The sequence below is a fragment of the Antarctobacter albus genome, from assembly GCF_900101505.1.
In the GTDB taxonomy this organism is placed as follows: Bacteria; Pseudomonadota; Alphaproteobacteria; order Rhodobacterales; family Rhodobacteraceae; genus Antarctobacter; species Antarctobacter albus.
In genome coordinates, this window is the sequence record NZ_FMZI01000007.1 from 158764 (window position 1) to 178998 (window position 20235).

The 20235-nt window shown below is 64.4% G+C and carries 20 protein-coding genes; 7 read left to right on the forward strand and 13 right to left on the reverse strand.

The genetic code is table 11. The features are described 5' to 3' along the window. Positions 1–78: 78 nt before the first annotated feature. The 4 genes from BLQ71_RS13760 to puuE form a co-directional block, all read right to left on the reverse strand. Positions 79–1254 (reverse strand): S41 family peptidase, encoded by a 1176-nt coding sequence (locus tag BLQ71_RS13760; RefSeq protein ID WP_254780714.1) that lies wholly within the window; start codon positions 1252–1254, stop codon positions 79–81. A gap of 205 nt (positions 1255–1459) precedes the next feature. Further along, a complete protein-coding gene (locus BLQ71_RS13765) occupies positions 1460–2875 on the reverse strand; it encodes a uracil-xanthine permease family protein (protein ID WP_074622120.1) in 1416 nt (471 codons plus the stop codon). Between the two features lie 50 nt (positions 2876–2925). Continuing rightward, a complete protein-coding gene (locus BLQ71_RS13770; RefSeq protein WP_069210920.1) occupies positions 2926–3411 on the reverse strand; it encodes an ureidoglycolate lyase in 486 nt (161 codons plus the stop codon). Beyond that, on the reverse strand, positions 3408–4820 hold the full coding sequence (gene puuE / locus BLQ71_RS13775; RefSeq protein ID WP_074622247.1) for an allantoinase PuuE: 1413 nt from the start codon (positions 4818–4820) through the stop codon (positions 3408–3410). Before puuE ends, BLQ71_RS13770 begins: the two co-directional genes overlap by 4 nt. A gap of 146 nt (positions 4821–4966) precedes the next feature. Here puuE and uraH point away from each other — a divergent pair, with 146 nt between their 5' ends. Next, a complete protein-coding gene (gene uraH / locus BLQ71_RS13780; RefSeq protein ID WP_074622121.1) occupies positions 4967–5323 on the forward strand; it encodes a hydroxyisourate hydrolase in 357 nt (118 codons plus the stop codon). On the opposite strand, the gene BLQ71_RS13785 is transcribed toward uraH, so the two are convergent. Further along, positions 5308–6240 (reverse strand): LysR family transcriptional regulator, encoded by a 933-nt coding sequence (locus BLQ71_RS13785; RefSeq protein ID WP_074622122.1) that lies wholly within the window; start codon positions 6238–6240, stop codon positions 5308–5310. The genes uraH and BLQ71_RS13785 overlap by 16 nt on opposite strands. Positions 6241–6340: 100 nt before the next feature. On the opposite strand from BLQ71_RS13785, the gene BLQ71_RS13790 reads away from it, so the two are divergent. Then, entirely contained in the window at positions 6341–7573 is a 1233-nt protein-coding gene (locus BLQ71_RS13790; protein WP_069210922.1) for a urate hydroxylase PuuD, read from the forward strand. Between the two features lie 57 nt (positions 7574–7630). On the opposite strand, the gene BLQ71_RS13795 is transcribed toward BLQ71_RS13790, so the two are convergent. From BLQ71_RS13795 to BLQ71_RS13830, 8 genes are all read right to left on the reverse strand, one after another. Beyond that, positions 7631–8884, reverse strand: coding sequence for an NAD(P)/FAD-dependent oxidoreductase (locus BLQ71_RS13795; RefSeq protein WP_074622123.1), 1254 nt, complete (start codon positions 8882–8884; stop codon positions 7631–7633). Positions 8885–8939: 55 nt separating this feature from the next. Then, complete coding sequence (cynS, locus tag BLQ71_RS13800; RefSeq protein WP_069210924.1) at positions 8940–9392, reverse strand: cyanase; 453 nt, start codon at positions 9390–9392, stop codon at positions 8940–8942. A 41-nt stretch (positions 9393–9433) separates the two neighbouring features. After that, on the reverse strand, positions 9434–10291 hold the full coding sequence (locus BLQ71_RS13805; RefSeq protein ID WP_074622124.1) for a sulfurtransferase: 858 nt from the start codon (positions 10289–10291) through the stop codon (positions 9434–9436). A gap of 90 nt (positions 10292–10381) precedes the next feature. Further along, the gene (locus BLQ71_RS13810; protein WP_074622125.1) at positions 10382–11482 is read right to left on the reverse strand and encodes an acyl-CoA dehydrogenase family protein; all 1101 of its coding nucleotides are present in this window, start codon (positions 11480–11482) and stop codon (positions 10382–10384) included. A gap of 86 nt (positions 11483–11568) precedes the next feature. Continuing rightward, positions 11569–12105, reverse strand: coding sequence for an OsmC family protein (locus BLQ71_RS13815; protein ID WP_043137138.1), 537 nt, complete (start codon positions 12103–12105; stop codon positions 11569–11571). A 31-nt stretch (positions 12106–12136) separates the two neighbouring features. Further along, complete coding sequence (locus BLQ71_RS13820) at positions 12137–12958, reverse strand: ABC transporter permease (protein WP_198548528.1); 822 nt, start codon at positions 12956–12958, stop codon at positions 12137–12139. Next, entirely contained in the window at positions 12955–14190 is a 1236-nt protein-coding gene (locus tag BLQ71_RS13825) for an ABC transporter substrate-binding protein (RefSeq protein WP_074622126.1), read from the reverse strand. The genes BLQ71_RS13820 and BLQ71_RS13825 overlap by 4 nt, the downstream gene beginning before the upstream one ends. A gap of 36 nt (positions 14191–14226) precedes the next feature. Continuing rightward, the gene (locus BLQ71_RS13830; RefSeq protein WP_074622127.1) at positions 14227–15072 is read right to left on the reverse strand and encodes an ABC transporter ATP-binding protein; all 846 of its coding nucleotides are present in this window, start codon (positions 15070–15072) and stop codon (positions 14227–14229) included. 397 nt (positions 15073–15469) lie between these two features. Here BLQ71_RS13830 and BLQ71_RS13835 point away from each other — a divergent pair, with 397 nt between their 5' ends. The 5 genes from BLQ71_RS13835 to BLQ71_RS13855 all read left to right on the forward strand — a co-directional run bounded on the left by BLQ71_RS13835 (position 15470) and on the right by BLQ71_RS13855 (position 20198). Next, on the forward strand, positions 15470–16105 hold the full coding sequence (locus BLQ71_RS13835; protein ID WP_083242449.1) for a TetR/AcrR family transcriptional regulator: 636 nt from the start codon (positions 15470–15472) through the stop codon (positions 16103–16105). Between the two features lie 262 nt (positions 16106–16367). Beyond that, positions 16368–17234 (forward strand): FAD binding domain-containing protein, encoded by an 867-nt coding sequence (locus BLQ71_RS13840; RefSeq protein ID WP_074622128.1) that lies wholly within the window; start codon positions 16368–16370, stop codon positions 17232–17234. After that, the gene (locus tag BLQ71_RS13845) at positions 17231–17713 is read left to right on the forward strand and encodes a (2Fe-2S)-binding protein (protein WP_074622129.1); all 483 of its coding nucleotides are present in this window, start codon (positions 17231–17233) and stop codon (positions 17711–17713) included. Before BLQ71_RS13840 ends, BLQ71_RS13845 begins: the two co-directional genes overlap by 4 nt. Then, positions 17713–19956, forward strand: a complete 2244-nt coding sequence (locus tag BLQ71_RS13850) for a xanthine dehydrogenase family protein molybdopterin-binding subunit (RefSeq protein WP_069210932.1) — start codon at positions 17713–17715, stop codon at positions 19954–19956. Before BLQ71_RS13845 ends, BLQ71_RS13850 begins: the two co-directional genes overlap by 1 nt. Beyond that, a complete protein-coding gene (locus tag BLQ71_RS13855) occupies positions 19956–20198 on the forward strand; it encodes a MoaD/ThiS family protein (RefSeq protein WP_043137126.1) in 243 nt (80 codons plus the stop codon). The genes BLQ71_RS13850 and BLQ71_RS13855 overlap by 1 nt, the downstream gene beginning before the upstream one ends. The last annotated feature ends 37 nt before the right edge of the window (positions 20199–20235 follow it).

The window sequence follows — 20235 nt, forward strand, 5'->3', positions numbered from 1 at the left end:
GGTCAAGCGCCTTCGCGGAAAACAGCGAGGGCGCTTTCGTTTCAAGTGTCGGCTGTGCGGGGCTTTGCTGCCGTCCGCCTAGGTGTTCAGACTGTCCAGAACCTCCCGGCTGAACCGATCCAGCGTTTCACCATCGTCCGATTGCGCGACCCAGGCGCGGTCCAGCTCCAGTGTACCAGTCGGGACAAGTCTCTCCGCGATTTCGGTCGGAGTGGTGTCGTCGGTACGACCACTGGCCCAATCATGGAAGGCTGTAGAATATCGCACGGCCGCTCCGCTGGACGAGAGGTCGAATGTGCCCCCTTCCGCAAAGAATGTCAGCCCATCCCCCATCTCTTCCCCGATCAGGACGAGCCGTTCTCCCAGGCGGTGCTTCAGGATGGCGGTGAAGACGATGGCGGCGGAGAAGGTGAATTTGTCGATGAGCAAACCGACCCGCCGGCCTTCCGCACCCTCAGAGATCGCGTCGATCAAAGGCATGGTCTGAAGAAAGTCGCCCCCTGTATTTCCGCGAACGTCAATGATCAGGGGCGTGCCCGGGCGCGATCTTACCAGGTCTGCCGCCTCGGAAACCGCTTCCGGAAGTGCGGTTTCGCCGGGGTCGAAGAAGCTCGGAAGGACCAATAGTACCCCGGGTTGGCCAAAGTCTTTCGTCTTCAGAAAGGATTTGGGCGTCCAGGATGCGTCGGCTTTTCCGTGTTCACCGCGAGGATAGAGCGTGGAGCCGGGCACCAAATTTGCAGGACTCAGAAGTAGTTCGCTGAGCTCCCCCGTCCGGCTTCGTACCCGGTATTCGATTGCGTCGCCGGCCGAAAGAACGCCCAGGTGCCGCAATGCACTTGGCCATGCAAACAGGATTGGCCCGATGACGCGTTTTCGTTGCGGCGTCCCCGCCAGAAGTTTCTCTGCGGCAACCTCGATTTCGCCTGCGGGAACACCATTGATGGATATCAAATCGCCCCCAATCGCATCAGAGAAACCCGACGCGGCGTCGAGCAGGCGCACAGTGGTGCCGATGGTTGCGAACCTTAGAGGGAGAACCAAGATGGCATCGTTTGGGATCAGGCGCGTGTGACCGTTCCCCGGCAAAGCCAGAAGGCGCATCAGGGAAAGCAGGAACGCATCCTTCGAGTTCGCGAGTGCACTTTGCCGGGCTTCGTTGATGTGAAATTCCAACTCCTCGCGTCCGACCAGTCGGAAGCTGGGGTCGGCCGGAAGGACCGAGGTCACTATCTGCTCTAGGTCTTGGATCATCGTCATACGTCACTGTGTAGTCATGTGTGCCGCATTGTCCAAGATGGCCTCGGAACAGACGTTGCGGGGGCTGACAATATATCCGGTCGGGAGCTTTTGGTTGCCGTGGAGACCCCTTCGCATGGGGAGTGCAACGGCAACCGGGAGATGATGCAAAAAGGCCCGCTGGACACCAGCGGGCCTTGGTCGTTTCTCGTGGAGTAAATCAACTCTGCTTGAGCGATCCGTCCCCGTGGCCGGCCATTCCGCCCGAGACTTCTTCGGTGGACTCATCGGCGAGTTCGTGCGGCAGGACCAGGTTCAGCACGATGGCGATCAGGGCCGCGGGCAGGATGCCAGAGGTTGCCAGCACCTTGACCGTTCCGGGCAGGTACTGCAGCGCGTCGGGTTCAAGCTGCAGGCCCAGGCCCAGCGACAGGGCAATGGCAAAGATCACCATGTTGCGGCGGTTCCAGTGCACGTCCGACAGCATCGAGACACCCGCCGCGACCACCATGCCGAACATCACGATCACGCCGCCGCCCAGTACCTCGATCGGGACCGAGGAGATGATGGCGCCGATCTTGGGCACCAGGCCGCAGAGGATCAGGAAAAAGGCGCCGATGGTGACGACGGTCCGGCTCATGACGCCGGTCATGGCGATCAGGCCGACGTTCTGGCTGAAAGACGTGTTGGGCAGGGCACCGAACAGGCCCGAGATCGCCGTGCCGATCCCGTCGGCAAAGGTCGCGCCCTGGATTTCCTTGTCCGTCGCCTCGCGTCCCGCGCCGCCCTTGGTTATACCGGACACGTCGCCTACGGTTTCCACTGCCGAGACGAAGGACATCAGGCAGAAGCCGACAACCGCCGCGACAGAGAACTCAAGGCCGAAATGCAGCGGGTTCGGCAGTGCGAAAGGCGCGGCGCGGCCGACGTTGCCCAGGTTCACCTGACCCAGCGCGAAGGCCAGCGCATAGCCCACGAGCAGGCCCACCAGTACGGCCGAAACCGACAGCATGCCACGGGCAAAGAACTTCAGCCCCAGCGTCACGAAAATCACCGTGCCCGCCATCAGCCAGTTGATGCCCGATCCGTATTCGGGCGTGCCGATGGCCGGAACGCCGCCCGCCGCGTACTGAACCCCGACCTTGACCAGCGCCAGACCGATCATGGTCACCACCAGTCCGGTGACCAGAGGCGGAAGGGCAAAGCGGATCTTGCCGATGAAAAGGCCCAGCGTTGCGTGAAACAACCCGCCGACCAGAATACCGCCCATCAGCACGGCGATGGCATCCACGCCCTTGCCCGCGACGAGCGGGATCATGATCGGGATAAAGGCAAAACTCGTGCCCTGCACGATCGGCAGCCGCGCCCCGATGGGGCCAAGTCCGATGGATTGGAACAGCGTCGCGATGCCGGCAAAGAACATCGACATCTGGATCATGTAGATCATTTGCGGAAAGTCGGGCGAATTCGAGCCAAAGCCAAAGCCCGCCGCGCCGCAGACGATGATGGCCGGGGTCACGTTCGAAACGAACATGGCCAGGACGTGCTGGATCCCCAGTGGCACCGCCTTGGCGATGGGCGGTGTGTAATTCGGGTCGCGGAGCTGCTCCGGTGTCCCGATGGATGTATCGGCCATGTTCTTTCCTCCAATGAATACGGGTGCCGGCTCCTCCTCCGACTGCCCATTCAGGTTTTGATTTCGTAAGGCGCCTCGAACCAGTGTTCTTCCAGGTTCGGACCCTCTCCGATCCGGTCCACCACCGCGAAAAGACCGGGCGCCACCAGCGGCGTCAGGACGCCGTGCCAGGTTCCGCGGTGAAAGTTGACGGCCTGCCCGGGGGCGCTCAGGAAGGCGCGCGGGGTGCCCGGTTTGCCGCCTTCGTCCCCGGCGACGACAACCAGGAAGCCGTCCATGCTCATGGGAATGAAGCATTGGCTGCCGTCGGGATGCCGTTCGACCATGTCCAGTTTCAGGGGCAGGTTGCGCGGCTCTGCCTTGAACAGGCTGACGCCCGCGCGCGCGTCGGCAAAGTCCAGCCGCGCGCGGTCGTGGTAGCGGCCGCAAAGTCCCTGGTTGATGAGCTTGTCTGCCTCGCCCGCCGTGTCGAGCACGTCGCCGAAACCGGCAAAGGCCTCGCGGGTCAGGGGCTCTGCGACGATGCTGCGGCTCATGCGGCGAACTTCTCTTCCAGGCGCAGCTCGGCGATGCGCTCCACCTGGCGACAGGCCTCTGCGAATTCGGTCTCGCGGTCGTTGGCGACCCGGCGTTTGAAGGCCTCCATGATCGTGGCCTTGGTGTTGTCGCGGACCGCGATGATGAAGGGAAAGCCGAACTTGTCCGTGTAGGCGGTGTTCAACTCGGTAAAGGTGGCGCGTTCCTCGTCGGTCAGCGCATCAAGCCCGACAGAGGCCTGTTCTGCCGTCGATTCCGCCGTCAGCCGCTTGGCCTCGGCCAGCTTGCCGGCAAGGTCGGGGTGCGCGGTGAGCACGCCAAGACGCTTGTCCTCGTCCGCGGCGCGGAACACGCGTGCCAGCGCCGAATGCATGCCCGTGGCGGTGTCATGGGTCGGACCCAGTTCCAGCGCAAAGGCGCCCTCGGCAATCCAAGGGCTGTGCTCGAAGATGCCACCGTATTCCGCCACAAAGCTGTCGCGGTCCATCTCGGAGGGGCGTTGTCGGGTCATCGGCGGGTGCTCCTTTGTCCAGTGTTCAGCGATCTGCAGGCGCGTGGCGAACCAGACATCCTCGTGGGATTGCATGTACGCCAGCGCGCGTTTCAGCGCGGCCATCCGGCTGGGCCGGCCGACCAGGCGGCAATGCAGGCCGATCGACATCATCTTGGGGGCGCCCTCTGAGCCCTCGGCGTAGAGAATGTCGAAGGAATCCTTCAGCATCGCCTCGAACGGGTCGCCGTGTGTGAACCCGGCCTGGATCGCAAAGCGCATGTCGTTGCAATCCATAGTGTAGGGCACGATCAGCTGGTCGCGGCCATTCGCCCGGTGCCAATAGGGCAGGTCATCTGCGTAACTGTCTGAAATATAGGCGAACTGACCCTCATCTGCGGCCAGATCGACCGTGTTCATGGAGCAGCGTCCGGTGTACCAGCCGCGCGGCGGTGTGCCGGTGACCTCGGTGTGCAGCGCGATCGCATCGCGAATCTGCGCGCGTTCCTCTGCCTCGGTCATGTCCTTGTGTTCGATCCACTTCAGCCCGTGGCTGGCGATTTCCCAACCGGCGGCTTTCATGGCCTTGACCTGTTCCGGGGCCCGCGCCAGTGCCGTGGCGACGCCGTAGACGGTCACCGGCAGGTCGCGCAGGGCGCGGTGCACCCGCCAGAACCCGGCGCGCGCGCCGTATTCGTAGATCGATTCCATGTTCCAGTGGCGCTGTCCCGGCCAGGGCTGGGCGCCGGTGATCTCGGAGAGGAAGGCCTCGGAGGCGGCATCGCCATGCAGGGTGCAGTTCTCGCCGCCTTCCTCGTAGTTCAGAACGATCTGGACGGCGATCCTTGCGCCGCCGGGCCAGTTTGCGGCGGGTGGCGTCGCGCCATAGCCGGTCATGTCTCTTGGATAACGTGTCACGTCTGCCCTCATCGAATTTGGGCATTTATAAACCAGAATAATCGGGGAGTTTTTCAAAAAGCGTTTGAAGGTGCCTTTAGCCCCGCAGGTTTTGCACCGGGGCGCGAACCCGCCCTATAAGACGTCAAGCAAGGGAGTTTGCAGCAATGGCCGGATACCTGACCACCCATGTTCTCGACACTGCGCGCGGGTGCCCCGCAGAGGGCATCACGATCGCCCTTTACCAGGTATCGGGAAACTCGCACCGCAAGATCGCCGAGACCGTAACCAATGACGACGGCCGCACCGATGCGCCCATTCTTCCGGCCGAGCAATTCGAGACTGGTACCTACGAGCTCGTTTTCTTTGCGGGCGATTACCTGCGCCGCACCGGACAGGCGAATGAAGAGATCCTGTTTCTGGATCAAGTTCCGATCCGCTTCGGCATGTCGGATCCCGACGCCCATTATCATGTCCCACTGCTGCTGTCGCCTTTCGGCATGAGCACCTATCGCGGCAGCTGAACCCGCTTTTCGGCGTCGCGGACGACGGCGCCGATGCGATCTATCACGAATTCCATGAACATCCGGGTCTTGGGGTCCTGCCTGCGCCGATGGGTGAACAGGCAGGCCATCTGGATGGGCTCCGGCGGCGTCTGCGTCGCGACGGGAACCAGCCGGCCCGCTTCGAGGTGGTCTGCGACCTCGAAGATCGGTTTGAGCGCGATTCCATGCCCGCCCAGGGCCCAGTCGGTCAGAACGTCCCCGTCATCGGATTCGTAGCGGCCCGTGATCGGGAATTTCCGCACACCCTCCGGGGTCTTCAACCGCCATTGGAATTCCGTCGCGCCGGGAAAGCGCAGGTTCAGGCACTCGTGTCCCTTTTCCAGGATCTCGTCGCCGGTCATCGGTGTCCCGCGCGCCTCGAGGTAGGACGGCGCGGCGCAAAGCACCCTTTCGACATCTGAAATCTTGCGGATGCGCAGGTTGCTGTCCTCTGGCTGACCAAGAAAGAACGCCAGGTCCAGCCCCTCGGTCGTCAGGTCGACCTTGCGGTCGGTCAGGCGCAGCCGCACATTGACCTCCGGGTAGGTCTCCAGGAAATCCGGCACCTGCGGCGCGATCAACCGCCGCCCGACGCCCAGAGGCGCTGCCACGAACAGCGATCCCTTGGGATTCTCGGTGATGCTGACCACCTGCGCCTCGGCATTCTCGACCGATTCCAGGATCTCGCAGGCGCCGCTGTAGAAGGCCCGGCCATGTTCGGTGGGGGTCAGGCTGCGCGTGGTGCGCTGGAACAGCCGCACGCTGAGGTGTTCCTCAAGCTGGGAGATTCGCGAAGAGGTGACCGCAGGCGAAATCCGCAGGTCCCGACCCGCTGCCGACATGCTGCCAAGTTCATAGACACGCACAAAAGTTCGGATATTGTCGAGATAGGACATTGTTCTGCAATTTTTGATGCTGCTTGGTATTGAGCAGCGATACCAGAACAATTCTCATCCGCATAGTGTGCCGTGGATTCGACCCTTTAGGAGGCTTGCAATGTACGATCTGGCCATCATGTGGGATTGGGCGGCCTTTGCCGTCCGCTGGCTGCATGTCATCACCGCAATCGCCTGGATTGGCTCATCGTTCTACTTCATCGCGCTGGACCTGGGCCTGCGGAAGGTGCCGCATCTGCCGGTAGGCGCGCATGGCGAGGAATGGCAGGTCCACGGCGGCGGTTTCTATCACATCCAGAAATACCTGGTCGCACCGGAACAGATGCCGGACCACCTGACCTGGTTCAAATGGGAAAGCTATGCCACCTGGCTGTCGGGCGCGGGTCTCTTGATGATCGTCTACTGGGTCGGCGGAGAGCTGTTCCTGCTGGATCCGACCAAGGCGGAATTGTCGCTGTGGCAGGGCATCCTGATCTCGGCCGCGACGATCGGTGTGGGCTGGCTGCTGTACGACTTCCTCTGCAAGTCGAAGCTGGGTGACTATCCGACCGCGATGATGCTGGTGCTGTTTGTCATCATCGTGGTGATGAGCTGGGGTCTCAACCAGGTGTTCACGGGCCGCGCCGCCCTGCTGCACCTGGGTGCCTTCACGGCAACGATCATGACGGCCAACGTGTTCTTCATCATCATGCCGAACCAGCGCGTCGTGGTGAAGGACCTGCAAGAGGGCCGGACCCCCGATCCCAAGTATGGCAAGATCGCCAAGCTGCGCTCGACACACAACAACTACCTGACCCTGCCGGTCATCTTCCTGATGCTGTCGAACCACTACCCGCTGGCCTTCGGCACCGACTACGCCTGGATCATCGCCAGTCTCGTGTTCCTGATGGGGGTGACGATCCGGCACTACTTCAACTCGATGCACGCCCGCAAAGGCCAGCCGAACTGGACCTGGGCCGTCACGGTGATCCTCTTCATCGTTATCGCCTGGCTGTCGACCGCGCCGATGCTGGACACCTACGACGAGGCAGAGGCACGCCCGCTGTCGCCCTACGAACAGCAATTCGCCTCGGCCGAGGGGTTCTCGGATGCCTATGACGTGGTGCTGGGCAACTGCTCGATGTGCCATTCGCGCGAACCCGTCTGGGAGGGTGTGCTCTGGCCGCCCAAGGGCGTGGTGCTGGAGACGGAGTCCGACGTGGCCCGCCATGCCAAGCAGATCTTCCTTCAGTCCGGGGTGAGTCACGCGATGCCGCCGCCCAACGCGATCTCGACGATGGATGCGGAAAGCCGGGCCACCATCATTGCATGGTATCGCGACGCGACGCGCTAAGGCGCAAGGAATGACGGCAACACCCCGGGCAGGACCTCCTGCCCGGGGTGTTGCCGTTCATGTGGCGGGGATAAGCGCCAGGTCCTTGAGCGGTACGCCCGTGTCGGCCAGGTCCTTGAGCGGTACGCCCGTGTCGGCCACGGCCTTGGGCAGGGGGGACTTGCCACTCTCGATCAGGCGTTTGCCGGTCATGTAGGCGCGCGGGTCGTTCATCGCGTCCACGGCCAGCAGTTCGGGGCCGCGATAGTACCAGTGACTTTGCGTACCCGGCTTGTCCCCGGGGCGCGTGACGACCCGGTCATAGCCGGTGTTCAACCCGGCGATCTGCAGCTTGGTCGCGTATTGATCCGACCAGAACCAGGGTTTGGCGACGTAAGGGTGCGGCTGTCCCAGCATCGCGGCGGCGACGGCCTCGGCCTGGTCGATGGCATTGGGCACGCTTTCCAGCCGGATGCGGCGGTCCTTCCAGGGGAAGGAACAGCAATCCCCGGCGGCATAGATGCCCTCGGCGCTGGTGCGGCCCATAACATCCACCGCGATCCCTTTGTCGATGGTCAGACCCGCCGCCTCGGCCAGAGCCGTGGCGGGGCGCACGCCGATGCCGCAAATGACGAAATCGACCTCCAGCGTGCTGCCGTTGGACAGCCTGGCGGACAGGGTGTCCCCGCATTGGTTCAGGCCGTCCAGCCCGCAGCCTTCGCGGATATCGACGCCATGCGCGGCATGCAGGGCCTTGATCCAGGTGGCGGTTTCGGCGCAGGCCACGCGCGCAAGGATACGCGGCGCCATTTCCACAAGCGTCACCTGCACGCCCTGCTGCGCCGCGACCGCCGCTGCCTCCAGGCCGACGTAGCCACCGCCGACGATTAGTGCGCGGCGCCCGGCGCGGAATTCATGCGCTGCGGCATCGGCGTCGGCCAGGCTGCGCATGGTGTAGACGCCGGGCAGGTCGCCGCCAATGGCACCGGGCAGGCGCATCGGGTCGGCGCCGGTGGTCAGGGCGATCCTGTCGGCGGTGATCTCGCGGCCATCTGCCAGGCGCAGGCGCCGGGTCTTGGCGTCCAGTGACGCCACTCTGGTATCGGTGAAAAGGTCGATCTCCTGCTCGGCGTAGAAACTCTCGGGCCGCAGAAAGAGCCGGTCGAGTGCCATCTCGCCCAGCATGTATTTCTTGGACAGGGGCGGGCGCTGGTAGGGCGCGACGGGTTCGGCGCCGAACAGCGACAGCCGCCCGTCATAGCCAAGCGCGCGAAGCTTCGCGGCCAGCGCCGCGCCTGCCTGGCCGGCGCCGATGATGGCGATATGGGTCATTGGGGAAGGTCCTGTTGGCGGCGGCGGGCACGGCAAGGCGCGCCCGCCAGCAGGGTCAGTACATCTTGTAGGGCAGGAACTTGCCGTCGAGGATGACCTTCACGCGGTCGCCCTTGGGGTCCTCGGTGCGCGAAATGTCCATCGTGAAGTCGATGGCCGACATGATCCCGTCACCGAATTCCTCTTCGATCAGCGCCTTCATCGTGGTGCCATAGACGGCCACGACCTCGTACAGGCGATAGATCAGCGGGTCGGCGGGGACCTGCGTCGGGATCGAGCCACGGTAGGGCACCATCATCAAGAGCGCCATTTCCTCGTCGGAAAAGTTCAACCCCAGCGCGTTGCCGGCCTTTTCGACCTGCTCCCTGGTCATGGACAGCTGGCCCATAAGCGCGGCGGTCACCCATTCCTTGGACTGGCCGACCTCCTTGGCCACGTCGGCCCATTTCACGCCGGTGAATGTCTTGTGCGCGATGATCTTCTCGGTCAGTTCGGCGCGGGTTGTCATGGTTTCAGTCTCCGTTCTTGTCAGGGGTTGGAAAAACCGGGTCAGGCGGGGAAGGGCAGGCCTTCCTCGATCGGCAGGGCGGGATCGCGGGACCATTCGTTCCAGGACCCGAAGTACAGCGCGACATCCTTCACCCCGGCCTCCTTGAGGGCCAGGAAGGTGTTCGAGGCGCGCGCGCCCTTGAAGCAGTAGAGCTTGACCGGCGTGTCCGGGGTGATCCCCACGGTGGCGCATTCGGCCAGCACCTCGTCACGGGATTTCATCATCGGGCCGTCGGCGCCCGGCTTCATCATGCGGTACCATTCGATCCAGACGGCGCCGGGGATGCGGCCCTTGCGCGGGCAGAAGTCGACGCCGTAGGGCGAAGAGGATGTGCCGATCCATTCGTCGATGTCGCGCACGTCGAGGATCACGGAATCGTCCTCCGCCAGGGCGGCCTTCATGTCGTCGAGATCCATCATGATCCCGGCGGCGGACTCGTCGATTTCGAACCCGCCAGGTGTGGGCGCGACGGTTTCGGTCGAGACGGGCAGGCCGGCGGCGTCCCAGGCGGCATAGCCGCCGTGCAGGACCTTGATCCTGGGGTATCCCAGGTAGGACAGCAGGAAGAACCCGCGGCAGGACTGGCCGAAGCCAGTGTTCATCGAGGCCTCGTAGATGACCGCGGTCTTTGTCCCGTCCAGCCCGGCGGCGCCGAATTCGGCCGCGAACTTGTCGCGCAGCGTGGCCATGCCCTCGGCGTCCGATGTGGCGAGGTAGGTAAAGATGTCGTGCATGTTCACCGCGCCTTCGATGTGGCCCGCGGCAAAGCTTTCGGGGTCGCGGGTGTCGATCAGGACGATGTTGCCGCCCGTCATGAGGGTCTGCAGTTCGGCAGGTGAGATCAGTGCGCTTTCCATGAGATCAGTCCTTTCCAGTTGGCAAAGTGAGTGGGTGCGGCGGCCTGCATCGGGTCGCCGTCGTTCATGGGTCGTCAGCTTGGGTGCGGATCAGGTGTCGAGTGAGGCCAGCATCTTGCGCAGATGTTTGGTGGCCGGTGTCACGATGGCCACGAAATAGGCCTCGCGGAGGCGGCGCTGCGCCTCACCGCCGGAGACATAGCCGCGTGCACCGCTGTGCAGCATGGCGTAATGCGCAGCCTCGACCGCCAGTTCGCCGCCGGTCAGGCGTGCCTGCAACACGCGTTTCCAGAAGGCGTCCGAGAGGTCATAGGGGGTCTTGCAAAGCTCCAGAACCTCGGTGACCAGCGCGTCGTATTCGGCCTCCAGATCGTCCGCACCTTTTTCGAGATACTGGTTCACATGGCCCAGCGGCCCTTCCATCTTGCGGATCAGTTCAATCGAGCTGCGGATCATGCCCGCGGCCATCCCGCATTGCAGCAGGACGAAGCCGCCGCGTATGCGCTTGATGAATGCGGGTGCGGGGTCGCCGATCACCTGTTCGTCGGGGATGAACACGTCGCGGAACATCACCTGGCAGGTGGCGGTCCCGCCCATCGCGACGAAATCGTGGTCCAGCTTCAGCTTCACGCCCTTGGCCTCGTCGGCGTGGGCGATGGCCATGACGGTCTTGTCCTCGCCTTCGACCGAGAACATCACGCCGAACCAGCCATCGGCCGAGAGGTTCGACACCCAGGGCAGCACGCCCTTGACGCGGTAGCCGCCCTCGACACGGACCGCCTTGAGCTTGAGCTTTTCGATCTCGGCGATTGCCTTCATCGGGTTCGACATCCCGGTGCCGCCGAGGATCTCGCCTGTGGCGACCCTGGGAAGGATGTTTTCCTTCAGCCAGGCATTTTCGGATGAGGAGATGTACCACCCCAGCGCGTCCTGGCACCAGATGCAGAACCCGGTTGAGAGGCAGATCTCCGAGGCCCGCGCCATCGCCAGCACCGAGGGGCCCAGGTCGCAGGGTGCGTCGGGCCCGGCAAGGTGGGTGCCATAGGCGCCGGTGCCGCCCATCGCGCGCATGATCGCTTCGGGATAGGTCTTTTCATCGTCGATCGTGCGGACCATCGAGGTGAGGTCGCTGGCGGCGATCTGGTCCACCGCGTTCAGGTCGACGGTCGTAACGGGAGTCGCGATATTCATGGCGGGCTGTCCTTGAAACTGTGGCAATAGGGGCAGGCCCGTCCCGGCCGCGCGTCGCGCGGCGCGCATCCGGGACAGGCGGTGGATCACATGGTTTCGGCGACCATGTTGACCGGGCGCGAGAAGGTGTTGAACACCGGCGACCACTGGATCACGTGCTGGACCAGGGCGTCGATTTCCTCCTGCGGGCAGTCGGCCTCCATGTCGACCTTGATGCGAACGTCGGTGAACCCCACCGGCTTTTCGCTGGTGTCACCGGTGCCCCAGACGGCGGTGATGTTCAGATCACCTTCCAGTTGCAGTTCAAGTTTCTGCACGGTGATGCCACGGGCAACAGCATTGGCATGCAGGCCGACGGCGACACAGGATCCAAGCGCGGCCAGCGAGGCCTCAGAGGGGTTGGGCGCGGTGTCGTCGCCCAGAAGAGCCGGCGGTTCGTCCACGATGTAGGGTTCGAGGTCACGGATATAGTTGGCGTGGCGGAACTTGCCTTCGGCCACTGTTTTGCAGGTCAGTGTCTTGACGGCCTGGGGGTTTTCCTTGCCCTTGGCGATCAGCCCGTCGAGGCCGGTCTTGTCGATGGGGGCCAGGCAGCCTGTCAGGACGGTTGCGGGTTCAGACATGGGGTCTCTCCTCTGGTTGTCTGTCTTGGGGTCAGTGCGCGGTGTCGCGCACCCAGTTGAATTTCTTGATCGCCAGCATGCACAGCCAGTCGAGCGCGAAGCCGATGACGCCGATCACCACGACGACGGCGGCCAGCCGCGAGTAGTCCAGCGTGTCGCGGGCATCGTTGATCGCGTAGCCAAGCCCCGAGGTGACGCCGAGGTATTCCGCCGGCACCAACACCACCCAGGCGACGCCCAAGGCCAGCCGCAGGCCGGTCAGGATGTCGACGGCGATGGCGGGCAGGATCACCACGAACAGCATGTGGAACGGGTTGGCGCCGAGGTTGCGCGCCACCTTGAGCCAGCTGGGGTCGATCCGGCGCACGCCCGCGGCGGTCGAGAACAGGATCGGCCAGATCGCCGCCACCGCGATCAGGAAGACGATGGCGCCGTCCCAGGTGTCGTAGGCCATGACCGCAATGGGCATCCAGGACAGCGGAGAGATCATCCGCAGGAACTGGAACGGGACGTTGGTGATCTCGCGCAGGAAGGGGATGCGCCCGATAGCGATGCCCACGGGCACGCCGATGGCGGCCGCGATCCCCATGCCATAGCCCACGCGATAGAGCGAGGGCCCCGACATCTGCCAGACTTCGCCCGAGGTGACGATGTCCTGCAATGCGGCCAGTGTGGGTGCCGGGGCGAAATCGGCAAAGGCGAACATGTCGGGATCGTTTGCTACCGCCAGGCCGCCGAGCCACCACAGCAGCATCAGCGCAGCGATGCCCAGGGCCGCATTTGCGATGCCCCGCAGCCGGCCCAGCCGGGGCAGGCGGAAACCGCCTGCCGGGGTGTCGGGGATCGCGGTCACAGCTTCAGGACCTCGTCCCGGTTGAACGGGTCGCCCGCGTTGACCGAGGGATCGTTCTGCCATTCCGGGTACTTGTCCAGCGCGGCCTTGACGAATTCGTAGTTCACGAGGTCGTCGGCGACATGCTGCGGGTCCAGATCGGCCAGGAAGGTCGCGTCACCGGAAACGACGGTCTTGTTCATCTCCTCGACGATCAGCTTGGTCGCCGAAGGATAGGGCCAGGGCTGAAAGTCGATGCGGCCGTTCTGCCAGTCGGCGACGTGCTTGTTGGCGCCGATAGTGGTGTAATCCTCGTCGTCGTAATGGGTCATGGCGCGGGTCACGACCGGCGCGGGCGCGGGCAGGTAGCCCCAGCCGTCCTTGGACAGCAGGCCCGCGACTTCGGCCTTGTTCTGGCTGGAATAGATCGCGCCCCGGACCACGGCGTTCATCACCTTCTGGGTCCACTCGCGTTTCTTTTCGGTCACCTCCTCGTGCATGCAGACGACGCAGCAGGGATGGTTCTTCCAGATGTCGCCGGTAAAGCGCAGCATCCGCGCGCCGGCCTTCAGCTCTCCCAGCGCATTGAACGGCTCGGCCACGATGTAGGCGTCGATCTTGCGCGCGGCCAGCGCCGGCGGCATCTCTGGCGGCGGCAGGACCTGCAGGTTGCACTCATTGGCGGCCAGCGGTTCGCCCTGGGCCTTGATGACCGGGGTCACACCCGACTGACGCAGCGCGTATTGCAGCACGACGTTGTGCATCGAATACCAGAAGGGCACCGCCACCTGCTTGCCGCCAAGCTGGCTGAAATCGGTGATGTCCGTATGCCGCCCCACCACCAGGCCAGAGCCGTTGGTATGCGCCCAGGACATGATCTTGACCGGGAAATTGTTGTTGTAGCGCATCCAGACCGGGATCGGCTTGAGGAAGTGCACCAGGTTGAACTTGTTGGCGGCAAAGCCTTCGATCAGGGGCGACCAGCCGCGGATCAGCGTCGGCTTTTCGCTCTCCAGCCCTTCGTCCTCGAAATAGCCCATGCCGTGTGCCACCAGCAGTGCGGTGGCATCGGTGATCGGCAGGTAACCGATGCGCACGACCTCGTCCTCCTGCGCGTAGGACATGTTGGGCATCCCACCCAGCATCGTGGCCAGCGAGGCAAACAGCCCGCCCTTGGCCAGCATGTCCAGCGTTTGGCGCCGGCTGAAGTCGGAGGCGAAGTATTCTTCGTCGTCCCAGGTGTCTTTGGTCATGATCTCAGGTCCTCTCTGGCGGATCTTCGGTCTGTGTCAGGTCAGCGGGGTGGTCGCGTCGCCGTGGGCGACATCGGTGTAAAGCTGCATCATCCGGGCCTGTTCGCGCTGGAACGCCTCCGAGCCCGTGCTGCGCGCCGCGTCCTCCAGCGGTATGGCGACGTCATGGGCAACGCGGCCCGGGTTGGCGTCCAGCACCAGCACGCGGTCGGCCATCAGCACGGCCTCGGACACGTCATGCGTGACCAGCACCATCGTGATGCCCAGCGTCCTGGCGATGTCTCGGACGTCGCGTTGCAGGCTGCGCCGGGTAAAGGCGTCGAGCGCCGAAAACGGTTCGTCCAGCAGCAGCATCTGGGGGCTGGTGGCCAGGCTGCGGGCCAGGGCCACGCGCTGCTGTTGTCCGCCGGACAGGTCCTGCACGTTGCGGCCGGCAAAGCTGGCCAGGTCGACGAGTTCCAGCACGTCGGGGACGCGGGTGGCGATCTCGCGGCTGCGCCGGGCGAATTTCAGTCCCAGGGCGGCGTTCTGCGCGACCGTCATCCAGGGATAGAGCGACGGGGCCTGGAACATCATCACCCATCGGGGGCTGGGGCCGCGCACCTCGTTTCCGTTGATGGCGACCTCGCCCGTGCTGGGGTGCGACAGGCCCGCCAGCATGTGCAGCAGGGTCGACTTTCCGCATCCGGACCGGCCCAGCAGTGCCACGACCTCGCCTTGGCGGATTTCGAAATCGAGGTCCTGTAATACGGGGCCATCGGCGCGCCTGTAGGTATGCGACAGGCCACGGACGGCGACATGGGCGCCACGCACGGGTTTGACCGCAGGTGCCTTGGGCTTTTTGGTGGCGCCGCTCTCCGTCTTGAACCGTGTCACAACCATCGCTTTCTCATTTTCAAGTTTCGAACGAACCGTTCTGTCTGATTTCAGCAGCGCCCGGGCTGAACGGTCAACGCTGCGCAGCGGAAAAACACCGAGATATTCAGATGGGTGAATTTTTGGACGGAAATTCAGGTAGACTGCCCGTATTCGGGCTAAGGCAATTTTAAATTGGATAAAAACGCGGAATTTTTGAGCGGATCGTACGAGTGATGAGGCTGTCGAGGCGGTTTCTCAGGAGCGTTCCTACGGGAATCACCCAGTTGCCGAGAAAAGAACCTCTCTTGCAACGTCAGTGTAGAATCGGACTGATCTGTCTTGTTTTTTGCCTCTGGATGCGGGACACCAATATAGGGCCTGCCCGCGCGACAGGCGTAGGCCACAATGGAAAGGTGCCGCAATGGATGATGGTCTGAACGAGGTCTGCCTGGATGACGGCGGCGGCTGGAGTTTTGCGTCGATGCCGGCAAGGAACGCGCGGGACCGTATCATGAGCGCGGCCTCGCATCTTTTCTGCAACCACGGTTTCGCCGCCACGGGGATCGACGCGATCCTGGATCGGGCGGGCACGGCCAAGGCGACGCTCTATCATCACTTCCGGTCCAAGGAAGAGCTGATCTCGGCGGTGTTGCAGGCCGAGGGCGACACCTGGCGCGACTGGTTCTTCGGGCGGCTGTCCCAGGTCGAAGGACCCGCGCGCAACCGTGTGCTTGCCGTCTTCGACGTGCTGGAGGACTGGTTTGCCGATCCCGGTTTCTATGGCTGCCCGTTCATTAACGCCGTGGCCGAATTCGACACCGGCAACGATGCGGTGCGCCAGGCGGCGGAACGGCACAAGGATCACCTGCTGACCTGGCTCAAGGCCCAGATGATGGAGATGAAGGTTTCGGACGTTGTCGAGACCACGCGCAGCATCGCGATCCTGATCGACGGCGCGATCGTTGCAGCCCAGCATTCCGGTGACCCCAGCTTTGCCCGCACCGCACGGCGGCTGGCGGAATGCCACCTGGATACGGTTCTGGGCCGGGCGGGCTGAAGCCTTTGGCGTGAAGCGGCGGATTTCCCTGCTTGCGGCGCCTTGCCCTTTGGTGCGCGGACTGCATAACATTGCAGCTGAGACGATTGCCGGGGCCGCCCGGCCTTCGCCCATTTGGTGAATTCCAACTGGCGGCGAACCGAATGGGTGCTTAGACCTTGTAATTGACAGCCATGAACGGTGGGCGCGAAAACGGCGCGACCCCCGGCATACCCGCGACGGTCATGCGTAGCGCCGCGGCAACCGACAAAGGGAGGTGACCTTGCGATATCACACACCAACGACATTCGAGGATGCCGCGCAACTGGCCGCACAGGCCAAGGGGCTGACACGGTTCCTGGCCGGGGGCACTGACGTGTTGGTCCAGATGCGGGCCGGCATGGTGCAGCCCGATGACCTGATCGACCTCAAGAAGATCGCGGGCGTTGCCGAGATCACGGCCACGGACGATGGCGGCTGGCGTATCGGCGTGGCGGTTCCCGGCATCGCGCTGGGGGCGCATGAGGGGCTGTGCGCCGACTGGCCCGGCGTGGTCGAGGGGATGGAGCTTGTCGGCTCGACCCAGATCCAGGGCCGCGCGACGCTGACGGGCAACCTCTGCAATGGCTCTCCGGCGGCGGATTCGGTGCCGGGGCTGGTTGCCGCGGGCGCTTCGGTCGAAATCACCGGACCGGATGGCACGCGCAACGTGCCGGTTGAAGAGATCCCCGTCAGCCCCGGCAAGACCGCGCTCAAGGCCGGCGAGCTTATCTCGGCGATCCTGCTGCCGCCGCGTGGCCAGAACGCGGGCGACGCCTACCTTCGGTTCATCCCGCGCACGGAAATGGACATCGCCGTGGTCGGCAGCGCGGTCAGCCTGCGGCTGGATGGCGACACCGTGACCGAGGCCCGCGTGGCGCTGGGCGCTGTTGCTCCCACGGTCAAGCTGGTGCCCGAGGCGGCAGAGGCCATCATCGGCACTACATTGGACGAGGCCGCGCTGGAGGCGCTGGCCAAGGCGGCCAGCGCGGCCTGTTCGCCCATCGACGACAAACGCGGCACGGTCGCCTTCCGGACGGAAGTGGCCGGCGTGCTGACGAAACGGGCGGCGTTGATCGCCAAGGCCCGGGCAAAAGGAGACACCGCATGAGCAAGGTCCATGTCACCACGAGCGTGAACGGAGACGAGGTCGAATTCCTGGCCGATCCGCGCGAAACGCTGTTGGATTGCCTGCGCGATCACATCGGCCTGACCGGGTCGAAAGAAGGCTGCGGCACCGGCGACTGCGGCGCCTGTTCGGTCACGCTGGACGGCACGCTGGTCTGTTCCTGCCTGGTCCTGGGCGTCGAGGCCGACGGCAAGCGCGTCGAGACGATCGAGGGCATGGCGGATGGGGCCGAGCTGCACCCGCTGCAGCGCAAGTTCATCGAACACGCGGCCCTGCAATGCGGCTTCTGTACGCCTGGCATCCTGGTCGCGGCCAAGAAGTTGCTGGAAACCAACCCGAACCCGACAGAGGAAGAGATCCGTTATTGGCTGGCGGGTAACCTCTGCCGCTGCACCGGGTATGACAAGATCATCCGCGCCGTCATGGATGCGGCGGCGGAACTGCGGCAGGAGGCTGCGTGATGGCTAAGGACGAGTTCAAGGAATTCAAGCTGGTCGGCACGCGTCCCGATCGCCCCGACGGGCTGGACAAGGTCACGGGCCGCGCGCGTTACGGCGCCGATATCTCGGCGCCGGGGATGCTTTGGGCGGCGGTGCTGCGCAGCCCGCACGCCCATGCGCGTATCGTCAGGATCGACACGTCGAAGGCCGAGGCGCTGACCGGCGTCAAGGCGGTGATCACGCGGGCCGATTTCCCCACCGGACTGACCGGAGAGGACTGGAACCTGCAGGAAAACACGATGGCGGGCGAGCGCGCGCTTTATGACGGCCATGCCGTCGCCGCCGTCGCCGCCACGTCCAAGCTGCGGGCCGAAGAGGCCGTGCGCCTGATCGAGGTCGAGTACGAGGTCCTGCCCCATGTTATCGACGTGGACGACGCGATCAAGCCCGACGCGCCGGTGATCCGCGAAGGAGCCGCCGATGCCACCGTGCCCGAGGGCATGCCGCCCAACGTCGTGCGGTACATGGAATTCGGTCGCGGCGACGTCGAGGCGGGCTTTGCCGAGGCAGATCTGGTCATGGAAAAGACCTACAAGACCGAGGCCACGCACCAGGGCTATATCGAACCGCATGCCTGCATGGGCCAACTGGGCGCGGACGGCAAAGGCGAGATGTGGGTTTGCACGCAGGGCCAGTGGTTCATCCGCAAGATGTGTACCGCCGTTCTGGGGCTGGAAACCTCGCAACTGCGCGTGACCCCGTCCGAAATCGGCGGCGGCTTTGGCGGCAAGACCACCATCTTCATGGAACCGCTGTCGCTGGCGCTGTCGAAAAAGGCGGGCGGCAAGCCGGTCAAGCTGGTCATGAGCCGGTCGGACGTGCTGCGCGCCACGGGCCCGACCGCCTCGGCCTCGATGGACGTCAAGATCGGCATGAAGAAGGACGGCACGATCACTGGCGCCCGGGCAGAGTTCCGTATGCAGGGCGGCGCCTTCCCCGGCTCGCCTGTCGACATGGCGTTGTACTGCTGCTTTGCCCCCTACAAGCTGAAGAACGTCGAACACGTCGGCTATGACGTGCTGGCCAATCGCCCGAAATGCGCCGCCTACCGCGCGCCGGGCTCGCCGATGGGGGCCTTCGCGGTCGAAAGCCTGCTGGACGAAATGTGCCGCGAACTGGGTGTCGATCCTCTGGACATGCGCCTGAAAAACGCGGTGCGCGAAGGTGATACCGCCAGCTACGGGCCGAAATACGGGTCCATCGGTCTGGTCGAGACGCTGGAGGCCACCAAGGCGCACCCGAACCTGTCGATCCCGCTGGGACCGAACCAGGGGCGCGGAATCGCCGCCGGGTACTGGTTCAACCACAATGGTGAGACCTCGGTCAGCCTTGCGATTTCCGAGGACGGGACCGCGCAGGTGTCGGTCGGCACGCCGGACATCGGCGGCAGCCGCGCCTCGATCGCGCTGATGACGGCGGAAACGCTGGGCATCCCCTACGAGGATGTGCGCGTCAACGTTGTGGAAACCGGTGCTTTGGGTGTGAACGAGCCGACCCACGGCAGCCGCGCGACCTTTGCCAGCGGCAAGGCCGCGGTGGTCGCGGCGGGCCACGCCATCACCGAGATGTGCAGGCGCGCGGCGAACGAATGGGGCATCGACCCCGAGGCCGTGGAATGGGTCGACGGTGCGGCGCAGCCGGCGGGCGACAACGCGGGAAAATTCCCGCCCATGACCATCGCCGAGATCGCCGGCAAGATGGGATCGACCGGCGGGCCGATCTCGGGCCACCATGAATCCGTTCCTGACGGGGTCGGCGCCTCTTTCGGCTGTCACGTCGTCGATGTCGAGGTCGACCCGGAAACCGGCCGCACCACGATCCTGCGCTACCTGGTGGTGCAGGACGCAGGTCGCGCCATCCACCCCGCCTATGTCGAAGGACAGTACCAGGGCGGGGCCGCGCAGGGCATCGGCTGGGCGCTGAACGAGGCCTACATCTATGGCGAGGACGGGCGTCTGCAGAACTCTGTCTTCCTGGACTACCGTGTGCCGGTGGCCTCGGACCTGCCGATGATCGACACGGTCATCGTCGAGGTGCCGAACCCGGGCCATCCCTACGGCGTGCGTGGCGTGGGCGAAACCGGCATCACGCCGCCGCTGCCCGCCATCGCCAACGCGATCCAGGAAGCGACCGGCGCGCGCCTGTGCGAACTGCCGATGTCGCCGCCCAAGGTGCTGGCGGCGATCAAGGCAAAGGGGGGCTGATGGTTGCCATCAACCTCTGGTCCAGCCTGACGCGCTTTACCGAGGGCGCCCGCGTGGTCGAGGTAGAGGCCGAGACGGTCGGCGGAGCGCTGGATGGGCTGGTTGCCGCCCATCCAGGACTTGGCCCGATCATCGAGGCCGGCGTTTCGGTCGTGGTCGACGGTGAGATCGCGCCGAACCGCCACACCAAGGTGCCCCAGGGGGCCGAGGTGGTCCTGATGCAGCGGCTCAAGGGCGGCTGATTCAAACTGCCGGGAAAAAGCCCCCGCCGGAGCGATC

What these genes read in the sequence shown, in the direction of transcription:
- BLQ71_RS13760 (WP_254780714.1), bottom strand. Translation starts at nt 1,254, where the DNA reads ATGATCCAAGACCTAGAGCAGATAGTGACCTCGGTCCTTCCGGCCGAC.
- BLQ71_RS13765 (WP_074622120.1), bottom strand. Translation starts at nt 2,875, where the DNA reads ATGGCCGATACATCCATCGGGACACCGGAGCAGCTCCGCGACCCGAAT.
- BLQ71_RS13770 (WP_069210920.1), bottom strand. Translation starts at nt 3,411, where the DNA reads ATGAGCCGCAGCATCGTCGCAGAGCCCCTGACCCGCGAGGCCTTTGCC.
- uraH (WP_074622121.1), top strand. Translation starts at nt 4,967, where the DNA reads ATGGCCGGATACCTGACCACCCATGTTCTCGACACTGCGCGCGGGTGC.
- BLQ71_RS13785 (WP_074622122.1), bottom strand. Translation starts at nt 6,240, where the DNA reads ATGTCCTATCTCGACAATATCCGAACTTTTGTGCGTGTCTATGAACTT.
- BLQ71_RS13790 (WP_069210922.1), top strand. Translation starts at nt 6,341, where the DNA reads ATGTACGATCTGGCCATCATGTGGGATTGGGCGGCCTTTGCCGTCCGC.
- BLQ71_RS13795 (WP_074622123.1), bottom strand. Translation starts at nt 8,884, where the DNA reads ATGACCCATATCGCCATCATCGGCGCCGGCCAGGCAGGCGCGGCGCTG.
- cynS (WP_069210924.1), bottom strand. Translation starts at nt 9,392, where the DNA reads ATGACAACCCGCGCCGAACTGACCGAGAAGATCATCGCGCACAAGACA.
- BLQ71_RS13805 (WP_074622124.1), bottom strand. Translation starts at nt 10,291, where the DNA reads ATGGAAAGCGCACTGATCTCACCTGCCGAACTGCAGACCCTCATGACG.
- BLQ71_RS13810 (WP_074622125.1), bottom strand. Translation starts at nt 11,482, where the DNA reads ATGAATATCGCGACTCCCGTTACGACCGTCGACCTGAACGCGGTGGAC.
- BLQ71_RS13815 (WP_043137138.1), bottom strand. Translation starts at nt 12,105, where the DNA reads ATGTCTGAACCCGCAACCGTCCTGACAGGCTGCCTGGCCCCCATCGAC.
- BLQ71_RS13825 (WP_074622126.1), bottom strand. Translation starts at nt 14,190, where the DNA reads ATGACCAAAGACACCTGGGACGACGAAGAATACTTCGCCTCCGACTTC.
- BLQ71_RS13830 (WP_074622127.1), bottom strand. Translation starts at nt 15,072, where the DNA reads ATGGTTGTGACACGGTTCAAGACGGAGAGCGGCGCCACCAAAAAGCCC.
- BLQ71_RS13835 (WP_083242449.1), top strand. Translation starts at nt 15,470, where the DNA reads ATGGATGATGGTCTGAACGAGGTCTGCCTGGATGACGGCGGCGGCTGG.
- BLQ71_RS13845 (WP_074622129.1), top strand. Translation starts at nt 17,231, where the DNA reads ATGAGCAAGGTCCATGTCACCACGAGCGTGAACGGAGACGAGGTCGAA.
- BLQ71_RS13850 (WP_069210932.1), top strand. Translation starts at nt 17,713, where the DNA reads ATGGCTAAGGACGAGTTCAAGGAATTCAAGCTGGTCGGCACGCGTCCC.
- BLQ71_RS13855 (WP_043137126.1), top strand. Translation starts at nt 19,956, where the DNA reads ATGGTTGCCATCAACCTCTGGTCCAGCCTGACGCGCTTTACCGAGGGC.